26 protein-coding genes are annotated in these 24,934 nt (G+C 39.4%); 19 read left to right on the top strand and 7 right to left on the bottom strand.

The features are described from left to right. Positions 1–73 precede the first annotated feature (73 nt). Positions 74–1,339 carry a metal-dependent hydrolase family protein gene (locus AB1K81_RS10525; RefSeq protein ID WP_412976614.1) on the bottom strand — a complete coding sequence of 422 codons (1,266 nt, stop codon included), beginning with the start codon at positions 1,337–1,339 and terminating at the stop codon, positions 74–76. Positions 1,340–1,816: 477 nt separating this feature from the next. On the opposite strand from AB1K81_RS10525, the gene AB1K81_RS10520 reads away from it, so the two are divergent. Then, entirely contained in the window at positions 1,817–2,347 is a 531-nt protein-coding gene (locus AB1K81_RS10520) for a sigma-70 family RNA polymerase sigma factor (protein ID WP_412976613.1), read from the top strand. Then, positions 2,325–3,320 carry a DUF4179 domain-containing protein gene (locus AB1K81_RS10515; RefSeq protein WP_412976612.1) on the top strand — a complete coding sequence of 332 codons (996 nt, stop codon included), beginning with the start codon at positions 2,325–2,327 and terminating at the stop codon, positions 3,318–3,320. The genes AB1K81_RS10520 and AB1K81_RS10515 overlap by 23 nt, the downstream gene beginning before the upstream one ends. Positions 3,321–3,594: 274 nt before the next feature. Here the strand turns inward: AB1K81_RS10515 and AB1K81_RS10510 are convergent, their stop codons facing one another. Together AB1K81_RS10510 and AB1K81_RS10505 are read right to left on the bottom strand one after the other, a co-directional pair. Then, entirely contained in the window at positions 3,595–4,470 is an 876-nt protein-coding gene (locus AB1K81_RS10510) for a hypothetical protein (protein ID WP_412976611.1), read from the bottom strand. A gap of 158 nt (positions 4,471–4,628) precedes the next feature. Next, positions 4,629–5,357: a GntR family transcriptional regulator gene (locus AB1K81_RS10505; RefSeq protein ID WP_412976610.1), complete on the bottom strand. Its 729-nt coding sequence runs from the start codon at positions 5,355–5,357 to the stop codon at positions 4,629–4,631. 256 nt (positions 5,358–5,613) lie between these two features. Here AB1K81_RS10505 and AB1K81_RS10500 point away from each other — a divergent pair, with 256 nt between their 5' ends. From AB1K81_RS10500 to AB1K81_RS10480, 5 genes are all read left to right on the top strand, one after another. After that, positions 5,614–6,936, top strand: a complete 1,323-nt coding sequence (locus AB1K81_RS10500) for a 6-phospho-beta-glucosidase (RefSeq protein ID WP_412976609.1) — start codon at positions 5,614–5,616, stop codon at positions 6,934–6,936. 1 nt (position 6,937) lies between these two features. Then, on the top strand, positions 6,938–8,239 hold the full coding sequence (gene celB, locus AB1K81_RS10495; protein WP_412976608.1) for a PTS cellobiose transporter subunit IIC: 1,302 nt from the start codon (positions 6,938–6,940) through the stop codon (positions 8,237–8,239). 46 nt (positions 8,240–8,285) lie between these two features. Beyond that, positions 8,286–9,035 carry a chitin disaccharide deacetylase gene (chbG, locus tag AB1K81_RS10490; RefSeq protein WP_412976607.1) on the top strand — a complete coding sequence of 250 codons (750 nt, stop codon included), beginning with the start codon at positions 8,286–8,288 and terminating at the stop codon, positions 9,033–9,035. A gap of 93 nt (positions 9,036–9,128) precedes the next feature. After that, the gene (locus AB1K81_RS10485; protein WP_412976606.1) at positions 9,129–9,467 is read left to right on the top strand and encodes a PTS lactose/cellobiose transporter subunit IIA; all 339 of its coding nucleotides are present in this window, start codon (positions 9,129–9,131) and stop codon (positions 9,465–9,467) included. Continuing rightward, positions 9,464–9,766, top strand: a complete 303-nt coding sequence (locus AB1K81_RS10480; RefSeq protein WP_412976605.1) for a PTS sugar transporter subunit IIB — start codon at positions 9,464–9,466, stop codon at positions 9,764–9,766. Before AB1K81_RS10485 ends, AB1K81_RS10480 begins: the two co-directional genes overlap by 4 nt. An 86-nt stretch (positions 9,767–9,852) precedes the next feature. On the opposite strand, the gene AB1K81_RS10475 is transcribed toward AB1K81_RS10480, so the two are convergent. Further along, a complete protein-coding gene (locus AB1K81_RS10475) occupies positions 9,853–10,836 on the bottom strand; it encodes a DUF3231 family protein (protein WP_412976604.1) in 984 nt (327 codons plus the stop codon). 107 nt (positions 10,837–10,943) lie between these two features. Here AB1K81_RS10475 and AB1K81_RS10470 point away from each other — a divergent pair, with 107 nt between their 5' ends. Next, positions 10,944–11,768, top strand: a complete 825-nt coding sequence (locus AB1K81_RS10470; protein WP_412976603.1) for an SDR family oxidoreductase — start codon at positions 10,944–10,946, stop codon at positions 11,766–11,768. 431 nt (positions 11,769–12,199) lie between these two features. Here AB1K81_RS10470 and AB1K81_RS10465 read toward each other — a convergent pair whose 3' ends face one another. Next, on the bottom strand, positions 12,200–12,412 hold the full coding sequence (locus AB1K81_RS10465) for a hypothetical protein (protein WP_412976602.1): 213 nt from the start codon (positions 12,410–12,412) through the stop codon (positions 12,200–12,202). A gap of 121 nt (positions 12,413–12,533) precedes the next feature. Beyond that, positions 12,534–12,662, bottom strand: coding sequence for a hypothetical protein (locus AB1K81_RS10460; RefSeq protein WP_412976601.1), 129 nt, complete (start codon positions 12,660–12,662; stop codon positions 12,534–12,536). A 604-nt stretch (positions 12,663–13,266) separates the two neighbouring features. Here AB1K81_RS10460 and AB1K81_RS10455 point away from each other — a divergent pair. Next, entirely contained in the window at positions 13,267–15,201 is a 1,935-nt protein-coding gene (locus AB1K81_RS10455) for an endonuclease MutS2 (protein ID WP_412976600.1), read from the top strand. Positions 15,202–15,388: 187 nt separating this feature from the next. Here the strand turns inward: AB1K81_RS10455 and AB1K81_RS10450 are convergent, their stop codons facing one another. Further along, entirely contained in the window at positions 15,389–16,132 is a 744-nt protein-coding gene (locus AB1K81_RS10450; RefSeq protein WP_412976599.1) for a dihydropteridine reductase, read from the bottom strand. Positions 16,133–16,353: 221 nt separating this feature from the next. On the opposite strand from AB1K81_RS10450, the gene AB1K81_RS10445 reads away from it, so the two are divergent. From AB1K81_RS10445 to AB1K81_RS10400, 10 genes are all read left to right on the top strand, one after another. Then, a complete protein-coding gene (locus AB1K81_RS10445) occupies positions 16,354–16,857 on the top strand; it encodes an LURP-one-related/scramblase family protein (protein ID WP_412976856.1) in 504 nt (167 codons plus the stop codon). Between the two features lie 57 nt (positions 16,858–16,914). Continuing rightward, a complete protein-coding gene (locus AB1K81_RS10440) occupies positions 16,915–17,640 on the top strand; it encodes a hypothetical protein (RefSeq protein ID WP_412976598.1) in 726 nt (241 codons plus the stop codon). A gap of 2 nt (positions 17,641–17,642) precedes the next feature. Then, entirely contained in the window at positions 17,643–18,425 is a 783-nt protein-coding gene (locus AB1K81_RS10435; protein WP_412976597.1) for a hypothetical protein, read from the top strand. 66 nt (positions 18,426–18,491) lie between these two features. Continuing rightward, on the top strand, positions 18,492–18,749 hold the full coding sequence (locus AB1K81_RS10430; RefSeq protein ID WP_412976596.1) for a hypothetical protein: 258 nt from the start codon (positions 18,492–18,494) through the stop codon (positions 18,747–18,749). Positions 18,750–18,752: 3 nt separating this feature from the next. Further along, complete coding sequence (locus AB1K81_RS10425; RefSeq protein ID WP_412976595.1) at positions 18,753–18,980, top strand: hypothetical protein; 228 nt, start codon at positions 18,753–18,755, stop codon at positions 18,978–18,980. A 527-nt stretch (positions 18,981–19,507) separates the two neighbouring features. After that, complete coding sequence (locus AB1K81_RS10420; protein ID WP_412976855.1) at positions 19,508–20,791, top strand: ABC transporter substrate-binding protein; 1,284 nt, start codon at positions 19,508–19,510, stop codon at positions 20,789–20,791. A gap of 159 nt (positions 20,792–20,950) precedes the next feature. After that, positions 20,951–21,895: a carbohydrate ABC transporter permease gene (locus AB1K81_RS10415; RefSeq protein ID WP_412976594.1), complete on the top strand. Its 945-nt coding sequence runs from the start codon at positions 20,951–20,953 to the stop codon at positions 21,893–21,895. After that, positions 21,892–22,740 (top strand): carbohydrate ABC transporter permease, encoded by an 849-nt coding sequence (locus AB1K81_RS10410; RefSeq protein ID WP_412976593.1) that lies wholly within the window; start codon positions 21,892–21,894, stop codon positions 22,738–22,740. Before AB1K81_RS10415 ends, AB1K81_RS10410 begins: the two co-directional genes overlap by 4 nt. Positions 22,741–22,835: 95 nt before the next feature. Then, the gene (locus AB1K81_RS10405; protein ID WP_412976592.1) at positions 22,836–23,861 is read left to right on the top strand and encodes a LacI family DNA-binding transcriptional regulator; all 1,026 of its coding nucleotides are present in this window, start codon (positions 22,836–22,838) and stop codon (positions 23,859–23,861) included. 77 nt (positions 23,862–23,938) lie between these two features. Further along, the gene (locus AB1K81_RS10400) at positions 23,939–24,850 is read left to right on the top strand and encodes an ROK family protein (RefSeq protein ID WP_412976591.1); all 912 of its coding nucleotides are present in this window, start codon (positions 23,939–23,941) and stop codon (positions 24,848–24,850) included. The last annotated feature ends 84 nt before the right edge of the window (positions 24,851–24,934 follow it).

Below are 24,934 nucleotides of genomic sequence, written 5' to 3'. Positions count from 1 at the left end.
CTTTGCCATAGCGCATCATGCGCATATTTAGAAAATGGGAGAAGCCATTTTACTGGCTACTCTCCACTTAATTCTAATAATTAGTCGCCGGTACCTTATTCAGCTTATTCTTCACCACTTCCCCATCCTTCAAAACAACGACAATATTATCATTATTCTCTAATGAACGAATGTCAGCTAAAGGATCCGTACTCGTAATGACAATGTCGGCTAGTTTGCCAGCTTCGACCGTACCGATTTTATCATCCCAGCCTATACATTCTGCAGCGGTCTTCGTCGTTGCGATAAGCGATTCCATTGGGGTCATGCCGATGTCACACATGAGACCTAGTTCTCGAAGATTGGTACCATGTGCCATGACGCCTGCATCGGTACCCATGGCGATTTTAACACCTGCTTTATGGGCAAGAGCAATGCTTTCTTTATGATATTCAACCACTTCGCGACATTTTTGCACACCGTATGCGGGCATCGTGCCACTGGACTCGGCATTTTCGAGTACCGATACAGGGGCAAGTAAGGTTGGTACAAGATAGGTGCCATGTTCCACCATTAAATTCGCAATCTCTACATCGATGTAAATACCATGCTCAATCGAGTGGATTCCAGCAAGGACGGCATTTTTAATCCCTTCCTTCCCTTGGGCATGGGCCATCACTTTCAAGCCTCGTCGGTATGTTGCTTCTCGAACCATTACTTCAAGCTCTTCCTGACTGAACTGGGTATACTCTGGGTGGTCGGTCGGACTTAGTACACCGCCAGTTGCATGCACCTTGATGACATCTGCTCCTGCACGTAGCACTTCACGAACCTTTTTGGTGACTTCTTCCACCCCATCACATAGACCGTCTGGGTTTCCAGGATAGCCGTGTAACGTTAAGTCGACACCAGAGCGCATCCAGCTGTCCCCGTGTCCACCGGTGATGGTGAGTGGGGTGATACTGATTTGCATTCGTGGGCCAGGCACAATCCCGTCTTCAATTGCTTGTTTGACACCTGCATCCGTTCCCCCAGCATCACGTACCGTTGTCACCCCAGCATCTAGTGTTCGTTTCATATATTGAGCAGCCTTGTAAAAACGGTAGGAAAAAGGAGTAGTTACTTGCTTTTCCAATGGTCCTACTTCCATCATCATATGCACATGCGTATCGATCAAGCCTGGTAAAATAAATCCACCATTTACATCAAGCTCCGTCACGTTTTCGCTCGGCACTTGAATATCTGTTAATTTCCCTGCTGCCACAATGACATTATCCTTCAATAAAACTGCAGCATCCACAATTGGTTGTCCACCATTTCCATCGATTAATGTACCATTTTTGATTAGCGTATACGTCATTACCAGTCACGCTCCTTTAATAGTTTTTGTTTTTCACCATCCTACTTTGAAACGAAATCCATACCCCTTTTTCGAAGCCTATCACCCTCTAATTTTTTATTCCCTAGTTAAAACTAGAAAAATTTATTTCTAGAGATTCTAACACATGTGTTTTCCTTTGACTAGATATTTTCTAAAAATTCTTTCATATAAGACAATCGTAGGAATATCAAGAAAGCGTAACCAATCCTTCGGTTATCGAAATAGTTAGCCCTTTGCTAAAATGAAAAATGAGAGAAAGTACCTAGAGAACGGTCCCCTCTAGATTTCTATTGTTTTTGGTGGAAATTTTATAACAATCGGTAAAGCCGTCCCTATGAAAATATAGTAAAATAGCTCAATACAACGAATCGGTAAAAGAACGTTTTGCTCCTCTATATAAAAATTGAAACTTTTCCCTATCAATCCCGCTCTAATGAGTAAAAGGAGGAAAGAGAGTTGGATGAAATAAATTTAATTAGAAAAGCCATGCAAGGTGATTCTGATTCGTTTGAACAATTGCTGATAACGCATCGTGATCGCCTTTACAGAACGGCATTTTTGTATGTTAGAAATCGTGAGGATGCTTTGGATGTCGTGCAAGAAACAGCCTATAAGGCATTTTCCTCCATCAGTCAGTTAAGAAACGAGCAATATTTTCTCACTTGGCTAACGAAAATACTTATAAACTGTGCTTATCAAGTCCAAAGGAAAAGAAGAAATGAACTAGCTTCAGAACATAATATAGCAGTGTTCCCAGGAGCGAGAACGGAGGAAAAACTAGATCTGTCTGAAGCAATCGGAAAATTGCCAGCTAACTATCAGACAAGCATTATTCTATTCTACTATTATGATATGAGTTTAAAGGAAATAGCGAACATGCTAGAAACACCTGAAAACACGATAAAAACCTATTTAAGTCGTGGGAAAAAACAGTTGAAAAAGTTCTTAGGAGGGGGCTATTTTGATGGACAAAGAAACGTTCAATAACAAAGTCAATGAAGTTGAGGTACCAAAGGAAGAGGTATTGCAATCGATAAAGCTCGGTGTGAATAAGGCTGTACAGGAATCGACACCTAAGAAAAGGAAGCCGATTAAAAGAGCTTTTGTTTCAGTAGCTGTAGCAGCAGGACTTCTTATTTCTTCTAGCTTTATATTTCCATCCTTTTCTAAGGTGATGGCGGATGCACCTGTCATTGGTGGATGGTATGCGGGTTTTAACGATATGGTTGGAAGGAATTTAGAAGAGCAACATTTGGTGCAGAAACTGAATCAAACCTATTCAAGTAAAGATGTAGACGTTACCTTAACAAGTGCTTATTATGACGGCTATTTAATTGGTATTACGTTTGATGTGGAAGGTAAGATTAAAAAATCGCATGATGGAAATTATTATGCATTATATGAATTGTTTCATGGTGATCCGCTTGCAGATGAAACGAAGGAGCTAACCACCTTAGAGAAGACAGAAGATGGATATAAGGGGCATATTCAAATTGTTTATCCATATAAGGATCTTCCGAAGCACAGTACCATTCCAGTTTCATTTGAAGAAATAGGGGAAAAACAAGGAAACTGGCAATTCAATGTACCCGTACAGCAAAACCCTGTTGAGATAGTCACATTTGATCAGAAAGTAAGTACAAACCCTGAAGGAAATGTCGAATTCAAAGTGGATTCTGTCATTCTAGGGAAAGCATCTACTGCAATTGTCTATCGCGTAACCTATCCAAAGGGTGAACTGGATAACTCATTTAGAATGCTTGGAGTGAATGCTGATATAGATTTGCCACAGGGAGGAACAAGTGACGGAAAGATTGATGAAATCATAGATGGCGATCAAACCACGATTGTTCGTAGATTAGTATTTCCAAAACTAATTAGGAACACAACCTTAACGGTATCACCTTCCTATGATGAGACGTATTCTCCAGTGGAGCCGATAGAAATAGATATTCCTTAATACAAAAGGTGAGCGATAGATTCATTCTATGCTCACCTTTTTAATTCCTGTAGATGGAAGTGGGCAATGATTGCCCGCTGACAATAACTAAGTAAATGAAAATAATGAATGACTTTGATTAAAAGGGAATCTTTTTTATCTATACCAACGTCTATATTAGAAGAGAGGAACAGGAGGGAGAGGAATGAACGACAACGAACTCATCAGTGAGATTCTAAAAGGCGAACTGAATGATCACCTTCTTTCAATATAGCACCCTTTACTTTAAGTACATTTATTCAAACACTTTTTTATAAATTCCGTCTTTCCCATGTGCAAATAGAAACTTCCCTCGCATAAACATAGGACCAATTATAGGCTTACCGCTTTCATCTATTATTTGTATTTTTTCCTTTGGGGTAATGGTCCTATTTCTTATTCGAAAACGCATTATTGTACTTAAATCTACTTGACCAATTAAACCTTTATGGTCAAACATAAATTGAGTTATTGTATCGTCGCCTTCTATTCGATAACGAATAGTCTCTTCCATTTCATTAAGTCGAACAAGAAAAAAGTCATCATAGTAATAAAAATATACTTCCTTTGAACTCACAACATTCAAGGCGTAACAATCAATAATTCCATAACTACCGGCACCCCATAACTTACTACCATTTTTCCTATAAGCAATTAGCCCTTCACTACCCATAGGCTTTTCCCATCCAAAATTACCAAATATCCCCTCGTCAAAATAACTCACCCAAATGGTATCTGTTTCATCAATTTGTACATGTTCAATGCCATCTCCAAGTGTAAAGGCTTCAATTAACTGCCCATTCGGGTTATACCTTCTAGCATTCCGTTCTATATAATTACCATCTTTTAAACAACGACCTTGTACAATAAGCAAAGTACCATCCGAAAATAAGTCCACTTCCGTCGGTATAAGGGGAACATTCTTTAATTCAACGGTTTCTATACTATCGTCTTTAAAAATTCGGATGGTCCAATTATTTTTTTGTACAGGACGTTGGAAAAAATCTAATTCCTGTAAATCACTCTCAATTAATATGAGTGTTCCATCTTTTGCTATTTGACCACCTATAAAATTCAAACTTGAGGAGTAATCAAAACATTTTTGTAGTACTAATTTTTCTATTTTAATCACCACCCTACTAATACAAATTCACGATATCTTACACCATGGAAAATCCAACTTCTTATAAAACATTACTTCTCCGTTAGGTTAAGAATATTTCTTCACAATCTGTTCTTATACCTGTTATAGATACGGCTTTTATTTTAAAATCCAGCCAAGATGTAAATCTATCCCTCCAACGGATAATTCCGCTCAATCATGAAATTCGTTTTATCGCCGCGGAAATAAGAACGTGAAAATTCGATTTTCTGACCTAATTCGTTTTCGGCTGTGGTTTCGATATAGAAGCATGGTAAGCCCTCGTCGCAGTTTAGGTATGCACTGGAACGTTCATCGGCAAATGCGATTTCGATATGCTCTGTCGTTTTCGCGATGTGAACGTTAAAGCTATTCTTTAGGGAACCATATAAAGATATCTCGGCGTGTTCTTTTGTAATACCAGGTGCTACATCCCATGGAATATAAGCTATTTCATATTGTGTTGGTTCGCCATTAGCCTTCCGAACCCTTTCAATCCGTTGGATAGGATCCTGTAACGTAACATCTAATGATTTTACTAGGAATTCATTAGCTGGAATGACATTGATAGCGATAAGCTCTATTTCTGCCCGCTTGCCTTGGACAGCCACCTGATCACTATACCTCTTCACAGTATGAGAGAGTGTTTGTTTTAATTTTTGCTCGGCTACAAAAGTGCCTTTCCCTTGTTGTCTAGTCAAATATCCTTCTAGTGTAAGCTGATTTAGGGCAGTTCGAACTGTAGTCCTACTTACATTAAAATCCTTACATAGTTCAAGCTCCGTAGGGATTTTCTCTCCCTTTTTATACTCATTTGATTTAATTCGATTGAGTAATTCCTCTTTTATATAAGCATGTAATGATTGGTTTTTTTCCATTGTCGTAACTCCTTGAACCTTACTGTATAGTTTCAGTGTACAAGATAATACAAATAATAACAATCCGCAACAAATAGTATTACAAATTTATGTTATTTTACAAAGGTACGTACAATTTGAGATTTGGTTCTAAAATTGTATGGACAATTAAATATATGTATGATACATTTTGTATTAAGAAAATATACTTCGTTGTTAAATCTAAATGCGAAAAAATTTAAGCGCTTTCAACAAGGACCTAAGGAGTGAACTTGTCGTGACATTAAAACTAGTGATTATAGGTGGTGGATCCAGCTATACACCAGAAATCATCGAGGGGATTATTAAACGGTATGATAGCTTTCCAGTAACCGATATTGTACTTGTTGATATTAAGGAGGGGGAGGAAAAGTTACAAATTATAGGGAATCTGGCATTACGAATGATTGAAAAGTCGAGGAAACCAATTCACTTAACATGGACATTGGATCGTAAGGAAGCACTTAAAAATGCCGACTTTGTATCGACACAAATTCGTGTAGGTCGTTTGGATGCTCGTGCAAAGGATGAGAGAATTCCACTAAGTCATGGTTTCATTGGTCAGGAAACGAATGGGGCTGGTGGAGTGTTTAAAGCATTCCGTACGATACCGGTACTGATGGAGCTTGCAAATGATATTCATACCATTTGCCCAGATGCGTGGATGATTAACTTTACAAATCCTGCTGGGATTGTAACAGAAGCACTGTTAACACATTCACCTCATAAAAAAATTATCGGTGTATGTAATATTCCTTATAATATGCGGCATTCTGTTGCTGAAATACTAAATGTAGCACCGGATGATGTTAGCATTGAATTCGTCGGAATGAATCACTTTGTATTTGGTCAGAAAGTATTCGTTAAAGGAGTCGACCGAACCGATGAAGTGTTGGAAAAGTTAATTGGTAGTGATGGGCTCGATTATTCACCAGCAAATATCGTTAGCCTTGGCTGGTCGAAAACATTTATAGAATCTACTAAACTACTACCAAACCCGTATCATCAATACTATTTTCAAACGAAAGATGTACTCGAGAAGGACCTTATAGCATATAAAGAACATGGAACAAGAGCTGAGGTTGTCCAACAACTTGAAGAATCACTTTTTGAGCTGTATAAAGACCCTGAATTACGGGATAAGCCAGAGGAGTTAGAAAAACGAGGGGGTGCGTTTTATAGTGATGTAGCATGTAGCCTGATGGATTCGATCTATAATAATAAACAAGATATTCAAACTGTAAACACAGTTAATAATGGAGCGATTTCGGATTTGCCAGATGATGCCGTTGTCGAGATTAACTGTGTGATCACAAAAGACGGTCCGAAGCCAATTTCTATAGGATCTCTTCCACTCAGTGTGAAGGGAATTATTCAGCAAATGAAGGCATTTGAAGAGCTTGTCATTCGTGCAGCAATGACTGGAGATTATCAGGATGCATACTTGGCATTGGTCATGAATCCATTAATAACAGATGAGAAGCGTAGCAAAGTAATTCTAGATGAGTTATTAGAAGCACATGAACAGTATTTACCACAATTCAAAATAAGGGGGAAGTAAGATGAAAGTTTTCCAAGTTTTCGAGGATAAGTTTCTTCCAGTTGCAGGGAGAATAGGGTCACAGCGACATTTAGTGGCAATACGTGATGGGTTTGCTGCTATATTACCGTTAATTATTATTGGGTCATTAGCTGTTCTGATTAATAATCTACCAATTGAACCGTTTCAAAACTTCATGGTTAACGTATTTGGAGAAGGTTGGAAGGATCTTGGGGGTTATATATGGAATGGTACATTTGCTATCATATCATTAGTAGTAACAATAGGGGTCAGCTATAGTCTAGCAAGAGCATACAATGTCGATGCGTTAGCGGCGGCGTTAGTATCCGTTGCTTCCTTGATTATTTTATCGCCATTGACGGAAGACGGCAGTGGTATTTCACTTCATTGGATGTCTGCATCAGGTCTATTTGTTTCTCTTTTAGTAGCCATTTTAGCAACAGAAATTTTCAGAAAATTAACACAGATGAACCTCTCGATAAAAATGCCTGATGGTGTTCCGGAGGCTGTTACGAGATCATTTGCATCACTTATTCCTGCTATGATTGTACTCTTTATCTTTGGTTTATTACAGGTATTATTCATGGACGTGATTGGTGTAAGTCTTCAAGACTTAATTTATCAGGCGATTCAAGCACCATTCCAAAATGTTGCTGGTACATTACCTGCTGTGTTAGGTATTGAATTTACGAAGTCATTCTTATGGTTCTTTGGGTTACATGGCTCGAACATATTAGAACCGGTTATTGAAGCGGTGTATTTACCGGGACTATTAGAGAATACAAAGTTATTTGAACAAGGTGTATCTGCACACGATGTACCAAACATTATAACGAAACCATTCCTAGATGTGTTTGTTGCGATGGGTGGTACAGGTACAGGGATTTCACTGCTTATTGCGTTATTTATAACGGTTAAGGCGAAACAAGTAAGAAGTTTAGGGAAGATGAGTACACCAGCTGCACTATTTAATATTAACGAGCCTATCATTTTTGGGATGCCAATTGTGTTGAACCCGATCTTATTTGTTCCGTTTATTTTGGTACCACTTGTTAACGTAACGATAGCATACTTCGCAACATCGATTGGATTTGTACCGAAAACAGTCGTGATGGTGCCGTGGACAACACCGCCGATTATCGGTGGATATTTAGCTACAGGAGGATCCATTGCGGGGTCAGTTTTACAAATTTTCAACCTAGCTGTAGGTGCATTGCTTTATCTACCATTCTTAAAGATACTAGACAGGTCCATGTTAAGCAATGTCAAGAATGCTAGCACAAGCAAAAAAGAGGTAGTGTGATTTAAAGAGCTACGTTCGACAACCAATACAGAATCGAGGTAATCATATGAAGTTAATTGTAAATGCGGATGACTTTGGCTATACACGTGCTGTTACGTATGGAATAGTAGATGCATTTAAAAATGGAATCGTTACTTCCACAACGATGATGTGTAATTCACCTCACGTGGATCATGCGGTCGAAATAGCTAAGCAGAATCCGGAACTAGGAGTTGGTGTCCATCTAGTGCTAACAAGTGGGACACCACTATCCCGGAACGTTCCATCCTTAACGGATAATAACGGAAGCTTTTACAGCCAACATGTTATTTTCGATCATGCAGAACCGGAAGATATTGAACGGGAATGGACTGCCCAAATAGAAAGGTTTTTAGCTACTGGCTTGCGTCCTACTCACCTGGATAGCCACCATAATGTTCACGAGCATGATATAGCATTACCGATTGCCATCTCTTTAGCGGATAAATATGGCGTCCCACTTAGAATGGCGAACAACGAACCGACAACGGATATAACATATAACGCTGTAAAAAGAACTACTTTCATGATGAGAGAGTTTTACGGGGACCAGGTAAGCTACGAAACGCTCGAGGGACAATTAAGAAGCGTCTCGGAGTTAAGTGAAAATGAGAAAGTGGAGATTAACTGTCATCCAGCATATATTGATCCGGATCTGATTTCGAAAAGTTCCTATGTGGATATACGAATGAAAGAGTATGAAATCCTGACATCGGATCGAATCAAAAACTACTTACATGAATTAGGAATTCAGCTAATTAATTATAGAATGATATGAGTTGTCTAATAACATGCTAGACTATTTCTATAACGGACTATAACTCTATTAATTTGAAAATATATACGCTAGTTAGGATTGGGGGGAATGAGCATGCAATCTATGGAAGATATCCAAACATTATCCTTTACTATCATTCTTCATGCAGGAAATGCTCGTTCAAGTGCAATGGAAGCGATTTCCTATGCGAAGGATTATAACTTTTCAGAAGCAAGAAAGAAAATAGAAGAAGCAGAACAAGCATTTATTGAAGCACATCATGTACAAACCGATCTATTGCAAAACGAGGCGAACGGAAAGAAAAATGAGGTTACGGTCATCCTAGTCCATGCCCAAGATCATTTAATGACCGCGTTAACGGTAAAAGATTTAGCAAATGAAATGATCACCATGTATGAAAGAATGCAACTATTGGAGGGAGGAAAACAATGAAAATCATCTTAGTTTGTTCCGCTGGGATGTCTACATCCATGCTCGTTAAAAAGATGCGAGACGCAGCAGTAGAACGAAATCTTGAGATAGAAATAGATGCAGTTGGAGAGTCCCAATTAACGAATCATTTAGAAAACACCGATGTGATATTAATCGGTCCACAAGTTCGATACCTTGAAAAGAAAATCAGAAGTTTTGTAGAGCCAAAGGGCATTAAGGTAGATATTATCGACCAAATGGCTTACGGTATGATTCAAGGAGATAAGGTGTTAGATCAAGCGATTGCTATGAAAAACTAGGTGAACATAAAGGAAGCTGAGAGGCTTCCTTTTTTGGATGGAGTTGTTTAGAAAAGAAGGACAATGTATCCATTGTTATGTAGTCTTTATTTATCTTTTGCTATTTTCTTTCTGTCTGGAGCAAGTGGTGGTTGTTCTAACCATCTGTTTTTGGTCATCAGATTAAACCATTCTTTGGTAACCATTAGGTTTTTCAAGATGGTTTGTTCATACGTTACAACAAGGTCCGTTCGCATTGCAGATGCAAGGCCAGTTCCATGGTACGCTTGCCCTGTTTGAAGTAAGAATCCAATATGATACAGCATTAGCTTATCTGAAAAGGGTGAATCCTGAGATGTTGTTACCTCTGATTCCCAAGACATTGGAACTGGTAAATTATCTTGTTTTAATAACTTCCCAAATGATTGAATCTGATTATCGGATGTTTTTTGAGCTGACAGTAAAAATTTTCGTACCTCTTTTGATTGTGCGACTTGGCTAAATGCAATGGAGAGCGTTTTTTCCATTATCTTTTTCTTCAGGTTAAAAGATAGGCTAATAATTTCCATGGCGGACAAAGGGCGTTGATCACTAAAAAATCCATCTAAAAATTGCTGACCTGAAATAAATTCAGGATTTTTTTCAGGATAAAAGTATGGGTCTCTTTGGAAATGACCTTTTTCTAATAGTAATTCTAACGTTTGATGGTACATTTTTTTGCCACTATTGTCACACGAATCAAAGAAATCCCTTAGATCCTTTCTTACGGAAATACTAAGTGATGTGGTGTGCGCTAACAAACCATGTAATGTCATAATGTGTAAATAGTGTAGACAGAAAATGTCCGAGAATAATCTTTTTGCACCTTTATTAAGATCGGATTCCGTAAATCCAATTGGAACTGGGAACCCTTCCCCTTCAATGAAGGTTGCGATCTGCTGTTTTTGGCTGCCAAATATTTGTATTGCCTCTTCAAAAAGCGCTTTAATCTTTTCGTCCTCGATGATAGATAACATATATCTTAAAAGCTCCAGTAGTGCGACTTCGATATAGTTACTAGCCGAACCTTCCTGATTATCTAATAACTGCATAAGCTACCCCTCGCCAAGTGGACATTTACACGTAAAATGTCGTTTGTAATCGTATACATTATACCATACGATAGAACTAGATTTTAGATTAATAGGAGGTAAGTACGATGTCAAACGTATATGTCATTACAGGCGGTTCTGGTGGAATGGGCAAAGCCATTGCTGAACTAGTAGGGAAAAAAGGTACAGTGCTGTTAGCAGATGTGAATGAAGAACGTCTCGAACAAACAAAAGAAGAACTTGCTGGAAAAGGAATTACGGACGTAGAGTATCAAACGGTAGACATTACAGATGCTGAAAATGTGAGAAAGTTAGCGGAGAAGGCAAAATCGCTAGGGACATTAAAAGGCCTTGTTCATACAGCGGGATTATCCCCAACAATGGCCGATTCTAAGCGTATTACTCAAGTAAATCTAGTCGGTACAGGGATTGTGTTAAATGAATTCCTTCCATTAGCCGAAGCTGGAACCGTTGCGGTATGTATTTCTTCGATGAGTGGACATATGGCACCGAAAGAAGGTCCATATAAAACTGTCTTAAAAAATCCATTAGCGGATAATGTTGTTATCGAGACGATGGAACAATTTGCGCAAGGCAATCCAGGAGCTGCTTACAGTCTATCGAAATTAGGCGTTATTCTCATTGTGGAAGATCAAGCATGGGCATGGGGACAAAAAGGTGCTCGTATCGTATCGCTATCTCCAGGCACAATCAACACCCCGATGGGAAGACAAGAAGCTTCTCAGCAAAAAGAAATGAAAGTACTATTAGACAACACCCCACTGCAACGTGAAGGGGAACCAAAAGAAATTGCAACCGTTGTTGATTTTCTCATAAGTGACCAAGCTTCTTATATTACCGGTACCGATATCCTAGTGGATGGTGGAACAACTGCGAATATGAGGAAGATTCAAGCTGGACAAGATAATTAAAAATAGTAGGCAGTCTTACAGGGATGTAGGGCTGTTTTTTTGTTCGGAGTGGGGGGACATCGGGCTTAAACCGGGGGGCATCAGCGCGAACTCGGAGGACATCTGCCCAAACTGGGGTCACATCAGCCCGAACTCGGAGGACATCAGCCCAAAACGTGGCAACATCAGCCCGAACTCGGAGGACATCAGCCCAAACCGAGGCAACATCAGCCCGAACCCGAGGGACATCAGCCCGAACTGGGGTCACATCGTCCCAAACCGAGGCAACATCAGCCCGAACACGAGGGACATTAGCCCGAACTGGGTTCACATCGCCTCAATCAGAGTCAACCTCAGCCTAAACTGAGGTAACATCGCCCCAACCTGAGTCAACATCAGCCCAAACTGAGGTCACATCGTCCCAACCCGAGTAACATCAGCCCAAACTTGGGTTACATCGCCCGAACCCGAGTAACATCAGCCCAAACTTGGGTTACATCGCCCGAACCCGAGTTAACATCAGCCCAAACTGGGGTCACATCGCCCCAACCTGAGTTAACATCAGCCCAAACTCGGGTCACATCGCCCCACCCCGAGTTAACATCAGCCCAAACTGGGGTCACATCGCCCCAACCTGAGTTAACATCAGCCCAAACTGGGGTCACATCGCCCCACCCCGAGTTAACATCAGCCCAAACTGGGGTCGCATCGCCCCACCCCGAGTAACATCAGCCCAAACTGAGGTCACATCGTCCCAACCCGAGTTAACACCAGCCCGAACCGAGGTCACATCGCCCCAACCCGAGTAACATCAGCCCGAACTGAGGTCACATCGCCCCAATCAGAGTCAACATCAGCCCGAACCCGAGGGACATTAGCCCAACGCGAGTCAACATCAGCCCAAACCCGTGTCACATCGCCCCAACCCCAGCAACCCCCAGCCAAACCTCCAGACGTAAACCAGTTCAATACCAACAACAAGCTCAAAAAATTTCAATCCCAAAGTAGTTTTACTATTTCTATAATCTGACCACTAGAACCGCCCCTATACCTGTGGTATAATAGGTAACAGAATACAACCCTTCACTAAAAAAAGGAGATTGTTTTATGAGTGTGCAGGTTCTTAATTAATCCATAATTGGATAGCTTGAAAAGGTTCAAAAAACTAGCGATTTGGCTAGTCTATTTGTGTTGTCCTTTTCAAGGTGAATTAAGAACAGGCTACTAAGCGGATAAGTTAAAGGTATGGACTTTAAGCTATGGCTGTTTTTGCCATAGCTTTTTTAATTGCGGTGAAACCGTCCGTTTACCACTTCAGAACAGGAAGAAAACGACGCTAACACCAGAATTGGTCCAGCTTACCATCAGGGGAATACCCGTTGATGGTAAGGTTCTCTTATGTAGATGTTTCGTTATTGGGACATCTATACAAATCACACTAGTGAAGGGATTCTTGCAACCGTCTTAAGCATAGGCTTGAGGCGGTTTTTTATTTTTATTTGAAAGAGAGGAAAAGGCATTGAATCATAATACAATCGAAAAGCTTGAATATAAGCGGATTTTAGAAGAAGTTTCACGATTTGCGTTAACAACAAAAGGGAAGCAACACATTAGTGAAAGCCATCCGATTCAACATAAAAAGCAATTGGAAAGAATGCAGGAGGAAATAAAAGAAGCAATCGAAGTCTTGAAGATAAGTGCCAGTGTGCCGATTCATTCCCTTGATGATGTGGATATTTATTTGGAGCAAGGGCATAAGGGGCTTGCTTTAAGAGCAGAGCAGTTAGTAAACATTCAAACCTTTTTGGATCATTGTAGAAAATTAAAGCGTTTTATGCGGGATAAGGAACATGTTGCGCCAACTATTTCCACTTACGTAGGATCGATTGAAGATCTTCAACAAATCGAGGATGAATTAACCCGTTGTTTAAAATATGGTCAGATTGATGATTACGCAACTCCAGAGCTTGCGAAGGTTAGAAGACTGATTAGCCAACGGGAAAAAGAAGCAAAGGAAAAAGCGGAGGCAGCTGCAAAATCCAAACGAATAACAGACTACTTGCAGGAAAAGCATATCGTGGAAAAGAACGGGACTTATGTACTTCAAGTAAAAGCAGCCTTCAAAAATAAAATAGACGGTCAAGTCGTCGATGTATCCTCATCTGGAGCGACGGTGTTTATTGCGCCAAGAGTAGTTGCCGAAATACAAGGGGAGGTAGAACTACTTCGGATGACAGAGGAAAACGAAGTACAACAAATTTTATACACCCTTACCAATATGATTTTAGAAAAGGAACAAGAAATCAAAATCGCCATGGACACGATGCTTCATTATGATGTGTTGTTTGCTAAAGCGAAGCACGGACTATCGATTGATGGTGTCCTCCCCATCTTAAATGAAACATACGATATCCATTTAAAAAATGCTCGCCATCCCATGTTAAAAGGAAATGTGGTGCCACTGTCTATTCAACTAGACCGATTGGCTCGAGCCCTTGTCATTACTGGTCCGAATACGGGAGGGAAGACCGTTACGCTAAAAACGGTAGGTCTGTTATGTATGATGGCTCAGACTGGACTAATGATTCCAGCAGAGGAAGGAAGTTCGATTCATTTATTCGGAAAAATCTTTGTAGATATGGGGGACGGCCAAAGTATCGATGAAAACTTGAGTACTTTTAGTTCAAGATTAAAGAATATTATCCATGTCTTGGAGGAAACCAATGATAACACGCTCGTTCTATTGGATGAACTTGGCTCAGGTACCGATCCGAATGAAGGGATGGCACTAGCGCAAGTCATCATGGAGCAGCTTGTGGATAAGGGGGCAACGTTACTTGCTACTACCCATTACAGTGAATTGAAAAGCTTAGCACAGAAAAAGGAAGGCTTTATCAATGGTTCGATGGAGTTCGATTTGCATACACTTCAGCCAACATACAGACTAATTGTAGGGGAAGCTGGGAATAGCCAAGCATTCCCAATCGCTATAAAACTTGGAATGCATCCAAAGCTGGTGGAGCGGGCTTTTCATCTTACGTATAAAGACCAGCAAAAATCCGTCACTTATGAAGAAAATGAGGAATTTAAGCAAAGCTATCAAAAGCAAATCGTCGTAAACCGCTATGTAAGAACGGTGAAGAAAGAAAAGATTCAAACGGAGATACCTCAGTTTGACCAAGGGGATAATGTGAAGATTTCGCCTAACGGGGAGATGGGAATCGTCTATAAAGGACCGGATAAGATGGGGAATTACGTGGTGCAAATCAAAGGTGAGAAAAAAACAATCAATCATAAATTGCTGAAGCTTCATATAAAAGCTAGTGCACTTTATCCAGCGGGCTACGATTTTGATCAAATCTTTAAGTCTAAAGAGTATCGAAAGAAAAGTCGGTTAATGAGTCGGAAGTATGTAGAAGGATTGATGATTGATGTGGAAAAAGAGGATGAGTAAAGAAGGGAACTTAAAAATGGGTATTGCTACGTGGAGAAGGTTTCTACAAATATCCAGATCCAGCATACGCGGATTCTAATTTCTTAAAACAAAACGAACACAAAAGAAGAGCCAACTCCTATCCTGTATGTGGAGTTGGCTCTTTTTACTTATTAAACAAATAAGGGAGGTGGCTGGCACTCACCCGTTATTTCGTATCTATCAAAATAGTATCTTGTCCCGGATAAACGGAGGCTAATAGCTCATGCCGTCCTTTTTCACGTTTGTCGAGCATAATTTGTTCAGGTTTAATCCCCTGCTCACGCAATACTTCCATGTTATCCACTAGAAATTCGTCGCTACCAACAATATAGAATAGTCCATCCTTGTCTGCAGCAAGATTTTGCACTTCTTCATAATAGTCATTACGGTTATCTGTGAACATTGATGTGAAGTTCTTATCCGGTGCTGATTGGAAAATCGTAGGGAATAAGTAATCCTTTGATGAATCAATGTTCAAGGAATGGATTTGATTGACATGGTCAGTTCGTTCTAAATAATCCAGTACAAGTGGTCTGAACGTTGCCAGTCCAACACCTGAGGATAGCAGGTAAATATTTTTATCTTCTCTTCGAAGTGGTACATTCGAATGTGTTTTAAAGATGGCTACTTTAGTTCCAATTTCAATATTTTTTAAAATCGTCTTAAACTCTGAGCATTGTTCTTTGATTCGTGTAGTGATGCCGATTGTATTTTCATGCGGTAAGGTAGAGATGGACATATGGCGAATCAGACTACGGTTTGGTTTATCTCCGGCATTGAAGCCTTCCAGTGCGAAGTGGGTGTGGGAGCCCTCTACCCATGTAAAGTCTTCCGGACGGTCTATTAGGAACGTTTTAACCTCAGGCGTTTCATCGATTATCTTATTTATTTTTGTCCAATATATTTGCATGATTATTCTCCTCACTCCATTATATGGATCGTTATTATCTACTATACTATAATTGATAATAATTCTCAATTAAACTGAATCATTATGTTAGAATTTTTAAATTATCATTTTCTTAGAAACTCCATCAACGTATGTCCACTTGTAAATAATAGTATTAGAATATTATGTTACCATGTAAGAAGAAACATTTTCTGGAAGTTAAATACAGGAGGTTTACAATGATGAAACAATTTTATATTAAGCAAAAAGTATTCAGTATAGGTGAGAAATTTACGGTGAAGGATCAGGCGGAGAACGACGCATATTTCGTGGAGGGCAGCTTCATGAAGGTTCCTAAGACGTTCTCTATAAGGAATACTGCAAGTGAAGAAGTTGGACGTGTTACGAAGAAGGTGTTTAGCTTTTTACCGAAGTTTTTTGTTGAGGTGGATGGGCAAGAAGTGTTAACGATTAAGAAGGAGCTGTCCTTCTTCAAAGCTCGCTATACGATTGATGCAGCAGGTATTGAAATTCGAGGAAATTGGTGGGATATGGATTTTCAAGTAGTGCGGCATGGTGAGGTCGTAGGGCAAGTGAAAAAGGAATGGTTCACATGGGGCGATAGCTACAAGGTCCAGGTGCTAGATGAAACAATGGAGACGATTATGATTGCGATTGTCGTTGCTATTGATTGTGTGAAGGATGATGAAAGTAGTGCAGCTGCATCATCGATAACGACGCCTTAATTTATACGGTATTGTAAGTTCCCTTTATGGAAGGGGATATGATTTAGGGGGATTGAGATGGAGATAGCGTTTAACTTACCAGATAATATCATCATTATATTATCTAGTTGTTTAGTTTGGTGTGTTATTGCATATTTAGCATACCGAATATACCAGAAACAAACAGACAAACCAAAGATATGGAAGATAGCTGTCATCATTATAATTGGTCTTTTCTCGTTTTCTATTAACTGGCAAATAGCTACTGTGCTAGTGAAAATATCTATCTTACCTTTGGGTGTCTGGGCATTATATATTTTCTTTAAATGGACGAATCGAAACTGGCAAGCCTATCGCCGTTTTGCATGGTTAGGATTTTGGGCGAATTTTATCTTTCTCGTGTCAACACTTCTTGCTATACCTATTCATCATGCCGTGTATCCGAAAGATGAGGCCGTAACGTATATGTCTAGAATAGAAAATTCATCCCTTGTTCCGATTCACCCGTCAGCTGTAGAGGACGGAGTATTGGATAAAGAGAATTTAGAGAAGCAACTACAAACGATGACACAGGAAAGAATAGACAGTGAAAAATGGTACCAGGATACCTATTTGAATAGTAGTGAGATCAATGAAAGCGATGAGCGTTTTCCATATCAGTTAGTTGGAACTTCTGCAGCGTGGGGCAGTGCTATTCATCCCGTAATATTTGTTGAAAATGATGGAAAAGGTATATTAATTACCACAGCCGAAAATCAGCTTTATTTTCGCTTCCATGCATCCATCATCGAGGGGGTGGATTGAAGATGAATAAGAAAAAATTACGGGTCAGAATTAGTGTCGGTATAGCTTTCGTGCTGGTCATTGGATTAATTTATTGGTTTTATCTAGCAAGTCCTACTTCCTTTCCGACGAATGAGGAGTTAATAAGTGAGCTTAATAGAGTTGATTATCAAAGCTCAGCACGTGAGATTCAAGATACACTTGTGTTGGATGAAAGACATGTATTGGTGCCATTTATATCCTCCGATAAGGGTGATTATGGGTTAAGCTATTGGGTTTGGGATAAACATAAATGGCGAGTTGCTATGATTTCTTCGCGGGGTAAACCGAGGGTCTGGAAAATTGATCCGGGTGATCCTTCGACGTATTACGTTGTGTGGAATATTCACCCGGAGGATAAGATGACTAGAATGGACTATTACCTTCTACGTGATCGAAACTATCATATAACGAATTATGGAGGAGACGACCAGAGAGATACGTATTATCCTGAACTCCAATTGGGAACAAGTATATCACTGGACGAGTCCTATGGGGCTATGAAGCTACCAGATGAATGGGTTTCGGTAATGAATGCATTTAATCAAATGGATAAATCCTCCCAATCGGATAAGTTCCTTAACTCTTTCTTTCCGGAACAGTATATGCAATTTGGCTGGCTACCTTCTTATCAAGATGGTGTAGAGCCCACTCTAGACAGGTCGTTTAATGGTCATGGGTATTATACGGATGTCGAAATCGACCTCGGATTTATCAGATTCTTAGACGAAACCGACTTGGAGGTACCTGTTAGTAATAGAGAATAGTCGTGATCTGTGGAAGGGTAAGATTTGTTATACCACAAGTTACTTTGGAATAAAGGTGGGAATACGGTGAAAAATAAATGGGTTAATTTCAAACAGGTGCAAGGATGTATATTAGGGGATATATACGCCAATCAGCTCCATGTATCTCAAGAAAGCAAGGAGATGGTTCTTCATCCCACTGATCTAGTTCTTAAGATAATAGACCCATCCACATTAAATTTCTGGTATTGGCGAATAAGTTGGTTTGAGGATGAACAAAGCAATGATCATTTAATAATACTTGAACAGGATACACCTGAACCACTAAAGTATCGATCAGAGTGAGATATGTCTCCTTATCAGCATTCAATTGTCAGTTCTCAATACTCATTAGGGAAAAAAACGATTAAGAGAGTAAGTGGCTATGGGTATAAAGATGAACCAGATGAAATTCTAACGACTATCGTTTTTGAAATGGAAGATAAAGTTGTTACTATTGCAACTGGGCCAATTATCGAAGTAAGAATTAACGAACATCGCCCCGATAATCTAGGTGACTTTATCTATTCCTTTTGATATAAAATAGTCTATTGGCTTAATAGAAGCTGTAAAAATGCATCAACCGAAAAACTAGGACACCGACATTTGTGTCCTAGTTTTTCATATTGTCTTTTCGAAAAATTGGTTATTAATTTTAGAGAAAAATTAATAAAACCGATATTGGTTCAATAAATTACGCGGAATATTCTTCTAACCATTTAATATGAACACCTCTGGTCACGCCCTTTTTTCACCAACTCCCTCACGCCTATTAATATTAGCTTTTGCGAAATCGGTTTCGTTATATTGATTAGATTTTCAGTTTGCAATCATCTAAAATTTACTATTTTTTCTAAAAAACCCAAAAAAACATATTGATTTTTAAAATAATAACCACTATAATTCTTTGTAAGCGGTTACTTACTTATTTTTTTGAAATTTAAAGAAACCGGTTTCCTTGAATTGATAGCTATCATTTTTAGGAGATGTTCATTTCTAGAATGAACCAAGAGGGTTTAACAAACTATTAAACTAATTATTAGGGGGTAATATCATTGAAAAGCATGAAAAGTATTATGGTTCTTGGACTTTTAGGTCTACTGGCACTTGCATTAGTGGCTTGTAGTGGAGATGGTGACGAGGAAAACGCTGGTGGTAATTCAGACGAAGAAATTACACTAGACTTCTGGACATTTGGTGCAACTGGCTATGAAGAGTTAGCGAAAGAATACGAGAATCAAAACCCAAATGTAAAAATTAAAGTAAAATCATCAGAAACAGCGGACCATCATGATGCACTCTTTACATCTTTATCAGCTGGAAGTGGTGCGCCTGATATCGCAATGCTTGAAATTGATCAGTTCGACCGTTTTAAAGTAGCACAGGATCGTTTCGAAAATTTATATGACCTTGGTGCGAATGATGTGAAGGATCAGTACTTAGATTGGAAATGGAAAAGTGGAGAAAATGTAGATGGCGACTTCTTATTTGGTCTTCCGACAGATATCGGTCCGAAAGCATTATACTACCGTACCGATTTATTTGAGCAAGCTGGATTACCAACTGATCCAGAAGAGGTAGCATCACTAATTAACTCACCGAAAGCATTTGAAGAGGCTGGATTGAAAGTAAAAGAAGCAACTGGCATGCCGTTTGTGGATAGTATCGAAATGGCGTTTAGAGCATATTTAGATGCAGCAGAAACTGCTTATCTAACGCCTGACAATGAGTTGAATCTTGGAGATGACTCTGAAGTGAAAAAAGCATATGACTATGCAGTTCATCTAAATGACTTAGGTATTGTTGGTAAGTATGAAATGTGGAGTCCGGAATGGGCTAACGCAGTAAACAAGGGTGAATTTGCTGCAGAATTAGGTGCTGGCTGGTTAAAAGGCTGGATGGAAGGTAATGCACCAGATGCTGTTGGGAAATGGAGAGTCGCGACATTACCGACAGAGTTTGCAGCTAACTGGGGTGGCTCCTACATCGCAATCCCAAGTGAAACTGAACATGCTCAAGCAGCTTATGACTTTATTGAATGGCTAGTATCACCAGAAAATCAATTGAAATCGTTCCAAAGCCATGGATTATTCCCTTCTGCTCATGCGGTATATGATATGGATGAGTTCAAGACGAATGAAGATGAATTCTTCGGTAATCAAGCAACAGCTCCAGTATTTGCAGAAGCTGCACAAGATATCGCTGGTATTGGATACAAAGGTGAAAAATATTTCCCTGTCCATAACGAAATCTTAAATGCGCTTAAAAATGTTCAAAACGAAGGAGCAGACCCTGAAAAAGAATGGGAAGCAGCTGTTAAACGTGCTGAGGACTTAATGAAACGCTAATCTAGTAAACTCTTAACATAAACACAATGGTCGGTTTATCATGACAAGCCTTTAGTTTAACAAAGGATGAGGGGATAAGCCGGCCAACTTTCATATAAAGACTATCGTTATAACGCCTAAAGGCACTGTACTATTTTGAAATGGAAAAGAGGCGTGAACATGAATTCTGCCAGTAAACTTTTTAAAAGGAAAAAATATAGGTCGGAAGAAAAGAAGGATATGATTTCGGGTTATTTATATATTGCGCCCTTCTTCATTATTTTTGCACTGATTGGCCTATATCCGGCGCTCTTTAGTATTTACTTAGCTTTCCAAAAATGGAATGGATTAAGCCCGATGACCTTTAATGGGCTAGCTAATTTTGAGCTGGTATTAACCGATCCATTGTTTTGGAAATCGGTTTACAACACGATTATAATGGGGCTAATGGGAACTGCTCCACAATTAGTGGTCGGACTGATTCTAGCCTATTTATTAAATTTGGCATTTTTAAAGTTTAAAGGCTTCTTCCGAGTAACCATATTTATGCCATATTTAACTTCGATGGTAGCGGTAGCACTTATCTTTAGTGTGTTATTCAGTAATCATGAATCATCCCTTGCCAATTATGTGTTAACACATCTCTTTGGACTAGACCCAATCGCTTGGGCTGCCTCGGAATGGGGAACTAAGATTGCCATATCCCTTATGGTGTTTTGGCGATGGGTAGGATATAACACCATTATTTATTTAGCAGGGATTCAAAGTATACCGAATGAGTTGTATGAAGCAGCGACCGTCGATGGTGCGAATAAGTTTCAACAGCTATGGTATATTACGGTCCCAATGATGAAGCCTTTTATCATCTTGACAGTATTTACATCAACCGTTGGTGCCATGCAGTTATTCTCGGAACCAACTGTATTCTTAGGGGCCGATGCATTCACAAGAGATGAAGCAATGACGATTGTAATGTACTTATATCGAGATGCCTTCAGGTTACAATCCTTTGGAACGGCTTCGGCAACAGCGATTATACTACTCGTAATTATTACGATATTTGCTGTCATTAATTTACGATTAACGCAAGGATTTGGAAGGAAGAAAAGAGGTGTATCCAAATGAGTAGTCATGTACAAAAAACACGCAAAAAACTATCGTTAGGTAAGATATTGATTTACTCATTTTTATTCATTGCTTCCATCCTTTCGCTTTTTCCTTTTTACTGGATGTTTGTCATGGCGACACGACCAAGTGCTGCCTACAACTCGATTCCACCAACACTTACGCCTGGAGATATGCTAGTTGAAAACTTTAAAAAGGTACTAAGTCAAATTGATTTCTTTGGTGGGATGTGGAATTCCTTTATCCTGTGTGCGGTTGTTACACTTGTCGTACTATTCATCAGTTCATTAGCAGGATTTGCTTTTGCGAAGTTTAAATTTCCGGGGAAAAACATCTTGTTTGTCGCGATTTTAGTGACGATGATTATCCCGCCGCAGTTAGGGTTAATTCCGCAATATTTTTTAATTTCGAAAGCGGGACTTCTGGATACATTACAGGGTGTCATGATTTTGTTCTTTTTAAATCCGTTAGGGATCTTCCTGATGCGGCAATATATTTCAGGAGCAGTACCGGATGAGTTAATCGAAGCGGCGAAATTAGATGGATGTTCGAACTTCCGAATTTACTGGAGAATCGTCCTGCCGATAATTTTACCAGCCTTTGCAACACTGGGAATTATTGTCTTTACTGCGGTATGGGGAGAATTTTTATGGCAGTTTACCATTTTACGAGACCCAGACATGTATACAATCCAAGTGGCATTAGCACAATTAAGTAACACGAATAATATTGATTTCGGAATGATTATGTCTGGCGTATTCTGGGCGACGGTTCCGTTATTAGTCATTTTCTTACTATTTAACCGATTATTTATTTCCAGTATTACAGAAGGATCGGTAAAATAATCAAATTTTCCTGTCTTGCTATTGTGTCATGCTATGTCTCTTAGTAATCTAGCATTAGGGAAATATATTTTTTAGGAATTAGAGGAGATTATACGATGGGGTTAACGATAAAAGACATTGCACAAATGGCAGGGGTATCACAGGCTACGGTTTCAAAAGTAATCAATAATTATAAGGGAATCAGTGAGGAAACGAAGAATAAAGTCATGACCGTTATTAATGAAAAGGGTTATGCACCGAATTTTTCAGCTCGGTCCCTAGCAACGAAAAAATCGAATCTCATCGGTCTCATCTATGCCGGTCGGATCAATGTGGATATGACGCATCCATATTTCAATGAAGTTATTTCAACGTTTAAGAAGAATATCGGGCTTTTAGGATATGATATCTTAATGTTTTCTAATGAGCATTTCTTACAAGATGAGGGAAGCTATTTAGCAAGATGCAAGCATTTTAATGTTGATGGCTGTTTAATTATTGCTGGGGAGAAAGTAGAGGATGCAACTTTAGAGCTCGCAGAAAGTGGCTTCCCTTGTATTGGGATTGATATCGAATTAACAGGGCCGAATGCAAGCTATGTCATGACTGATAATGTGAGCTTATCACGAAAGGTAGTTGAGCATTTTTATTTGAATTCCCATCGAAAAATCGGCTTTATCGGAGGGATGCGGGAATCGGTCATTTCTAATTTACGGTTAAAAGGATTCAAGGATGCGATGAATCAGTTTGACCTGGAACTAAGGGATGAGTGGATTCAATACGGTGATTTCCAGGAAGATAGTGGGTATCTTGCGATGAAGCGAATGCTGGAATTGAACGATATACCGGAAGCGGTTTTCGCTGCTTCTGACTTAATGGCACTGGGTGCGTTAAGGGCGATTAGAGAAGCAGGATTACAAGTTCCATCTGATATTCGTGTAGTTGGGTGTGACGATATTCCAGCCTGCCGTTATAGTAACCCTAGACTGACAACCGTAAAACAGGATAAAGAAAAAATCGGTAAATTATCAGCTTATATGTTAAATGATTTAATTGAGGGGCAATCGAAAATAAAGCCAGTGTTTACGGACTCTGAACTAATTGTCAGGGAGTCTTGTGGAGCGGACAAAACCTTCTGGTAATACACTCGGTTTATCCCTGATTTTTAAAAGAAAATATAACAACTAGAATTTTGTATGGGGTGTTAGGAGGTTTTTTGGTGAACTATTATGCAGTTTTTGATGTTGGAGGTTCCGCGATCAAATATTCCGTTATGGATGAAGCCGGGTCTTTTTTAGAAAAATCTTCTATACCGACACCGAAAGACAGTATCGATGCCTTTATAAATGCGATTGATTCCGTGGTGAAGGAATTTCAAAAAAGGCACGTCCTAAGTGGCATTGCCTTAAGTATGCCAGGGGCGGTAGATGTGGACACTGGATATATTAAAGGAATAACGGCTCTTCCTTATATTCACGGTCCTAATATAAAGAAACTAATTCAAGAACGAACAAAGCTGGATGTGGAACTGGAAAACGATGCGAATTGTGCTGGTTTAGCGGAAGGATGGATCGGGGCAGCTAAGGGGATTGATGATTATATTTGTATTGTGATTGGAACTGGAATCGGTGGCGCGTTAGTTTTAAATAAAGAGGTTCGCCATGGTAGTAATCTATTTGGTGGGGAATATGGTTATATGATTCTCGAGGATTATCTGGATCAGCCAATCGGGGAAACGTGGAGTTCGCTTGCGGCCACTTGGGGCTTAGTCATGCAAGTTGCCAAGCGCAAAGACATGGACCCGAATACACTAGATGGACTAAAAGTGTTTCAAATGGCGGATGAAGGTGACCTAGAAGTACAGGATGAGATTGAAAAATTTATTAAGCGGTTGGCAGTAGGGATTTATAATTTACAATATGTGATTGACCCGGAGAAAATATTGATTGGTGGAGCAATCAGTAAACGTGATGGGTTAATTGATAGAATTAACGAGAAGCTTAAGGTGATGAAACCGAATGAGGAATGTTTAGATATTCGGGTGCATCCATGCCAATTTGGAAATGATTCGAATTTAATCGGAGCGCTGTATCATTTCTTACAAAGAGCATCCAAGCTTTCTATTCATTGATATTAGGGGCAGGGACATTATTCGTATTATAAGTTGTCCCGGCCTCCATGTTTTTTATGCAAAACAAATACATAGGAGGGAATA

The organism is Ornithinibacillus jepli (assembly GCF_047228935.1).
Lineage (GTDB): Bacteria > Bacillota > Bacilli > Bacillales > Amphibacillaceae > Ornithinibacillus.
Note: the sequence above shows the minus strand (reverse complement) of the source record. Positions and strands in the feature narration are given on the sequence as shown.

What these genes read in the sequence shown, in the direction of transcription:
- AB1K81_RS10525 (WP_412976614.1), bottom strand. Translation starts at nt 1,339, where the DNA reads ATGACGTATACGCTAATCAAAAATGGTACATTAATCGATGGAAATGGT.
- AB1K81_RS10515 (WP_412976612.1), top strand. Translation starts at nt 2,325, where the DNA reads ATGGACAAAGAAACGTTCAATAACAAAGTCAATGAAGTTGAGGTACCA.
- AB1K81_RS10505 (WP_412976610.1), bottom strand. Translation starts at nt 5,357, where the DNA reads ATGGAAAAAAACCAATCATTACATGCTTATATAAAAGAGGAATTACTC.
- celB (WP_412976608.1), top strand. Translation starts at nt 6,938, where the DNA reads ATGAAAGTTTTCCAAGTTTTCGAGGATAAGTTTCTTCCAGTTGCAGGG.
- chbG (WP_412976607.1), top strand. Translation starts at nt 8,286, where the DNA reads ATGAAGTTAATTGTAAATGCGGATGACTTTGGCTATACACGTGCTGTT.
- AB1K81_RS10485 (WP_412976606.1), top strand. Translation starts at nt 9,129, where the DNA reads ATGCAATCTATGGAAGATATCCAAACATTATCCTTTACTATCATTCTT.
- AB1K81_RS10480 (WP_412976605.1), top strand. Translation starts at nt 9,464, where the DNA reads ATGAAAATCATCTTAGTTTGTTCCGCTGGGATGTCTACATCCATGCTC.
- AB1K81_RS10475 (WP_412976604.1), bottom strand. Translation starts at nt 10,836, where the DNA reads ATGCAGTTATTAGATAATCAGGAAGGTTCGGCTAGTAACTATATCGAA.
- AB1K81_RS10470 (WP_412976603.1), top strand. Translation starts at nt 10,944, where the DNA reads ATGTCAAACGTATATGTCATTACAGGCGGTTCTGGTGGAATGGGCAAA.
- AB1K81_RS10450 (WP_412976599.1), bottom strand. Translation starts at nt 16,132, where the DNA reads ATGCAAATATATTGGACAAAAATAAATAAGATAATCGATGAAACGCCT.
- AB1K81_RS10445 (WP_412976856.1), top strand. Translation starts at nt 16,354, where the DNA reads ATGAAACAATTTTATATTAAGCAAAAAGTATTCAGTATAGGTGAGAAA.
- AB1K81_RS10440 (WP_412976598.1), top strand. Translation starts at nt 16,915, where the DNA reads ATGGAGATAGCGTTTAACTTACCAGATAATATCATCATTATATTATCT.
- AB1K81_RS10435 (WP_412976597.1), top strand. Translation starts at nt 17,643, where the DNA reads ATGAATAAGAAAAAATTACGGGTCAGAATTAGTGTCGGTATAGCTTTC.
- AB1K81_RS10425 (WP_412976595.1), top strand. Translation starts at nt 18,753, where the DNA reads ATGTCTCCTTATCAGCATTCAATTGTCAGTTCTCAATACTCATTAGGG.
- AB1K81_RS10420 (WP_412976855.1), top strand. Translation starts at nt 19,508, where the DNA reads ATGAAAAGTATTATGGTTCTTGGACTTTTAGGTCTACTGGCACTTGCA.
- AB1K81_RS10415 (WP_412976594.1), top strand. Translation starts at nt 20,951, where the DNA reads ATGAATTCTGCCAGTAAACTTTTTAAAAGGAAAAAATATAGGTCGGAA.
- AB1K81_RS10410 (WP_412976593.1), top strand. Translation starts at nt 21,892, where the DNA reads ATGAGTAGTCATGTACAAAAAACACGCAAAAAACTATCGTTAGGTAAG.
- AB1K81_RS10405 (WP_412976592.1), top strand. Translation starts at nt 22,836, where the DNA reads ATGGGGTTAACGATAAAAGACATTGCACAAATGGCAGGGGTATCACAG.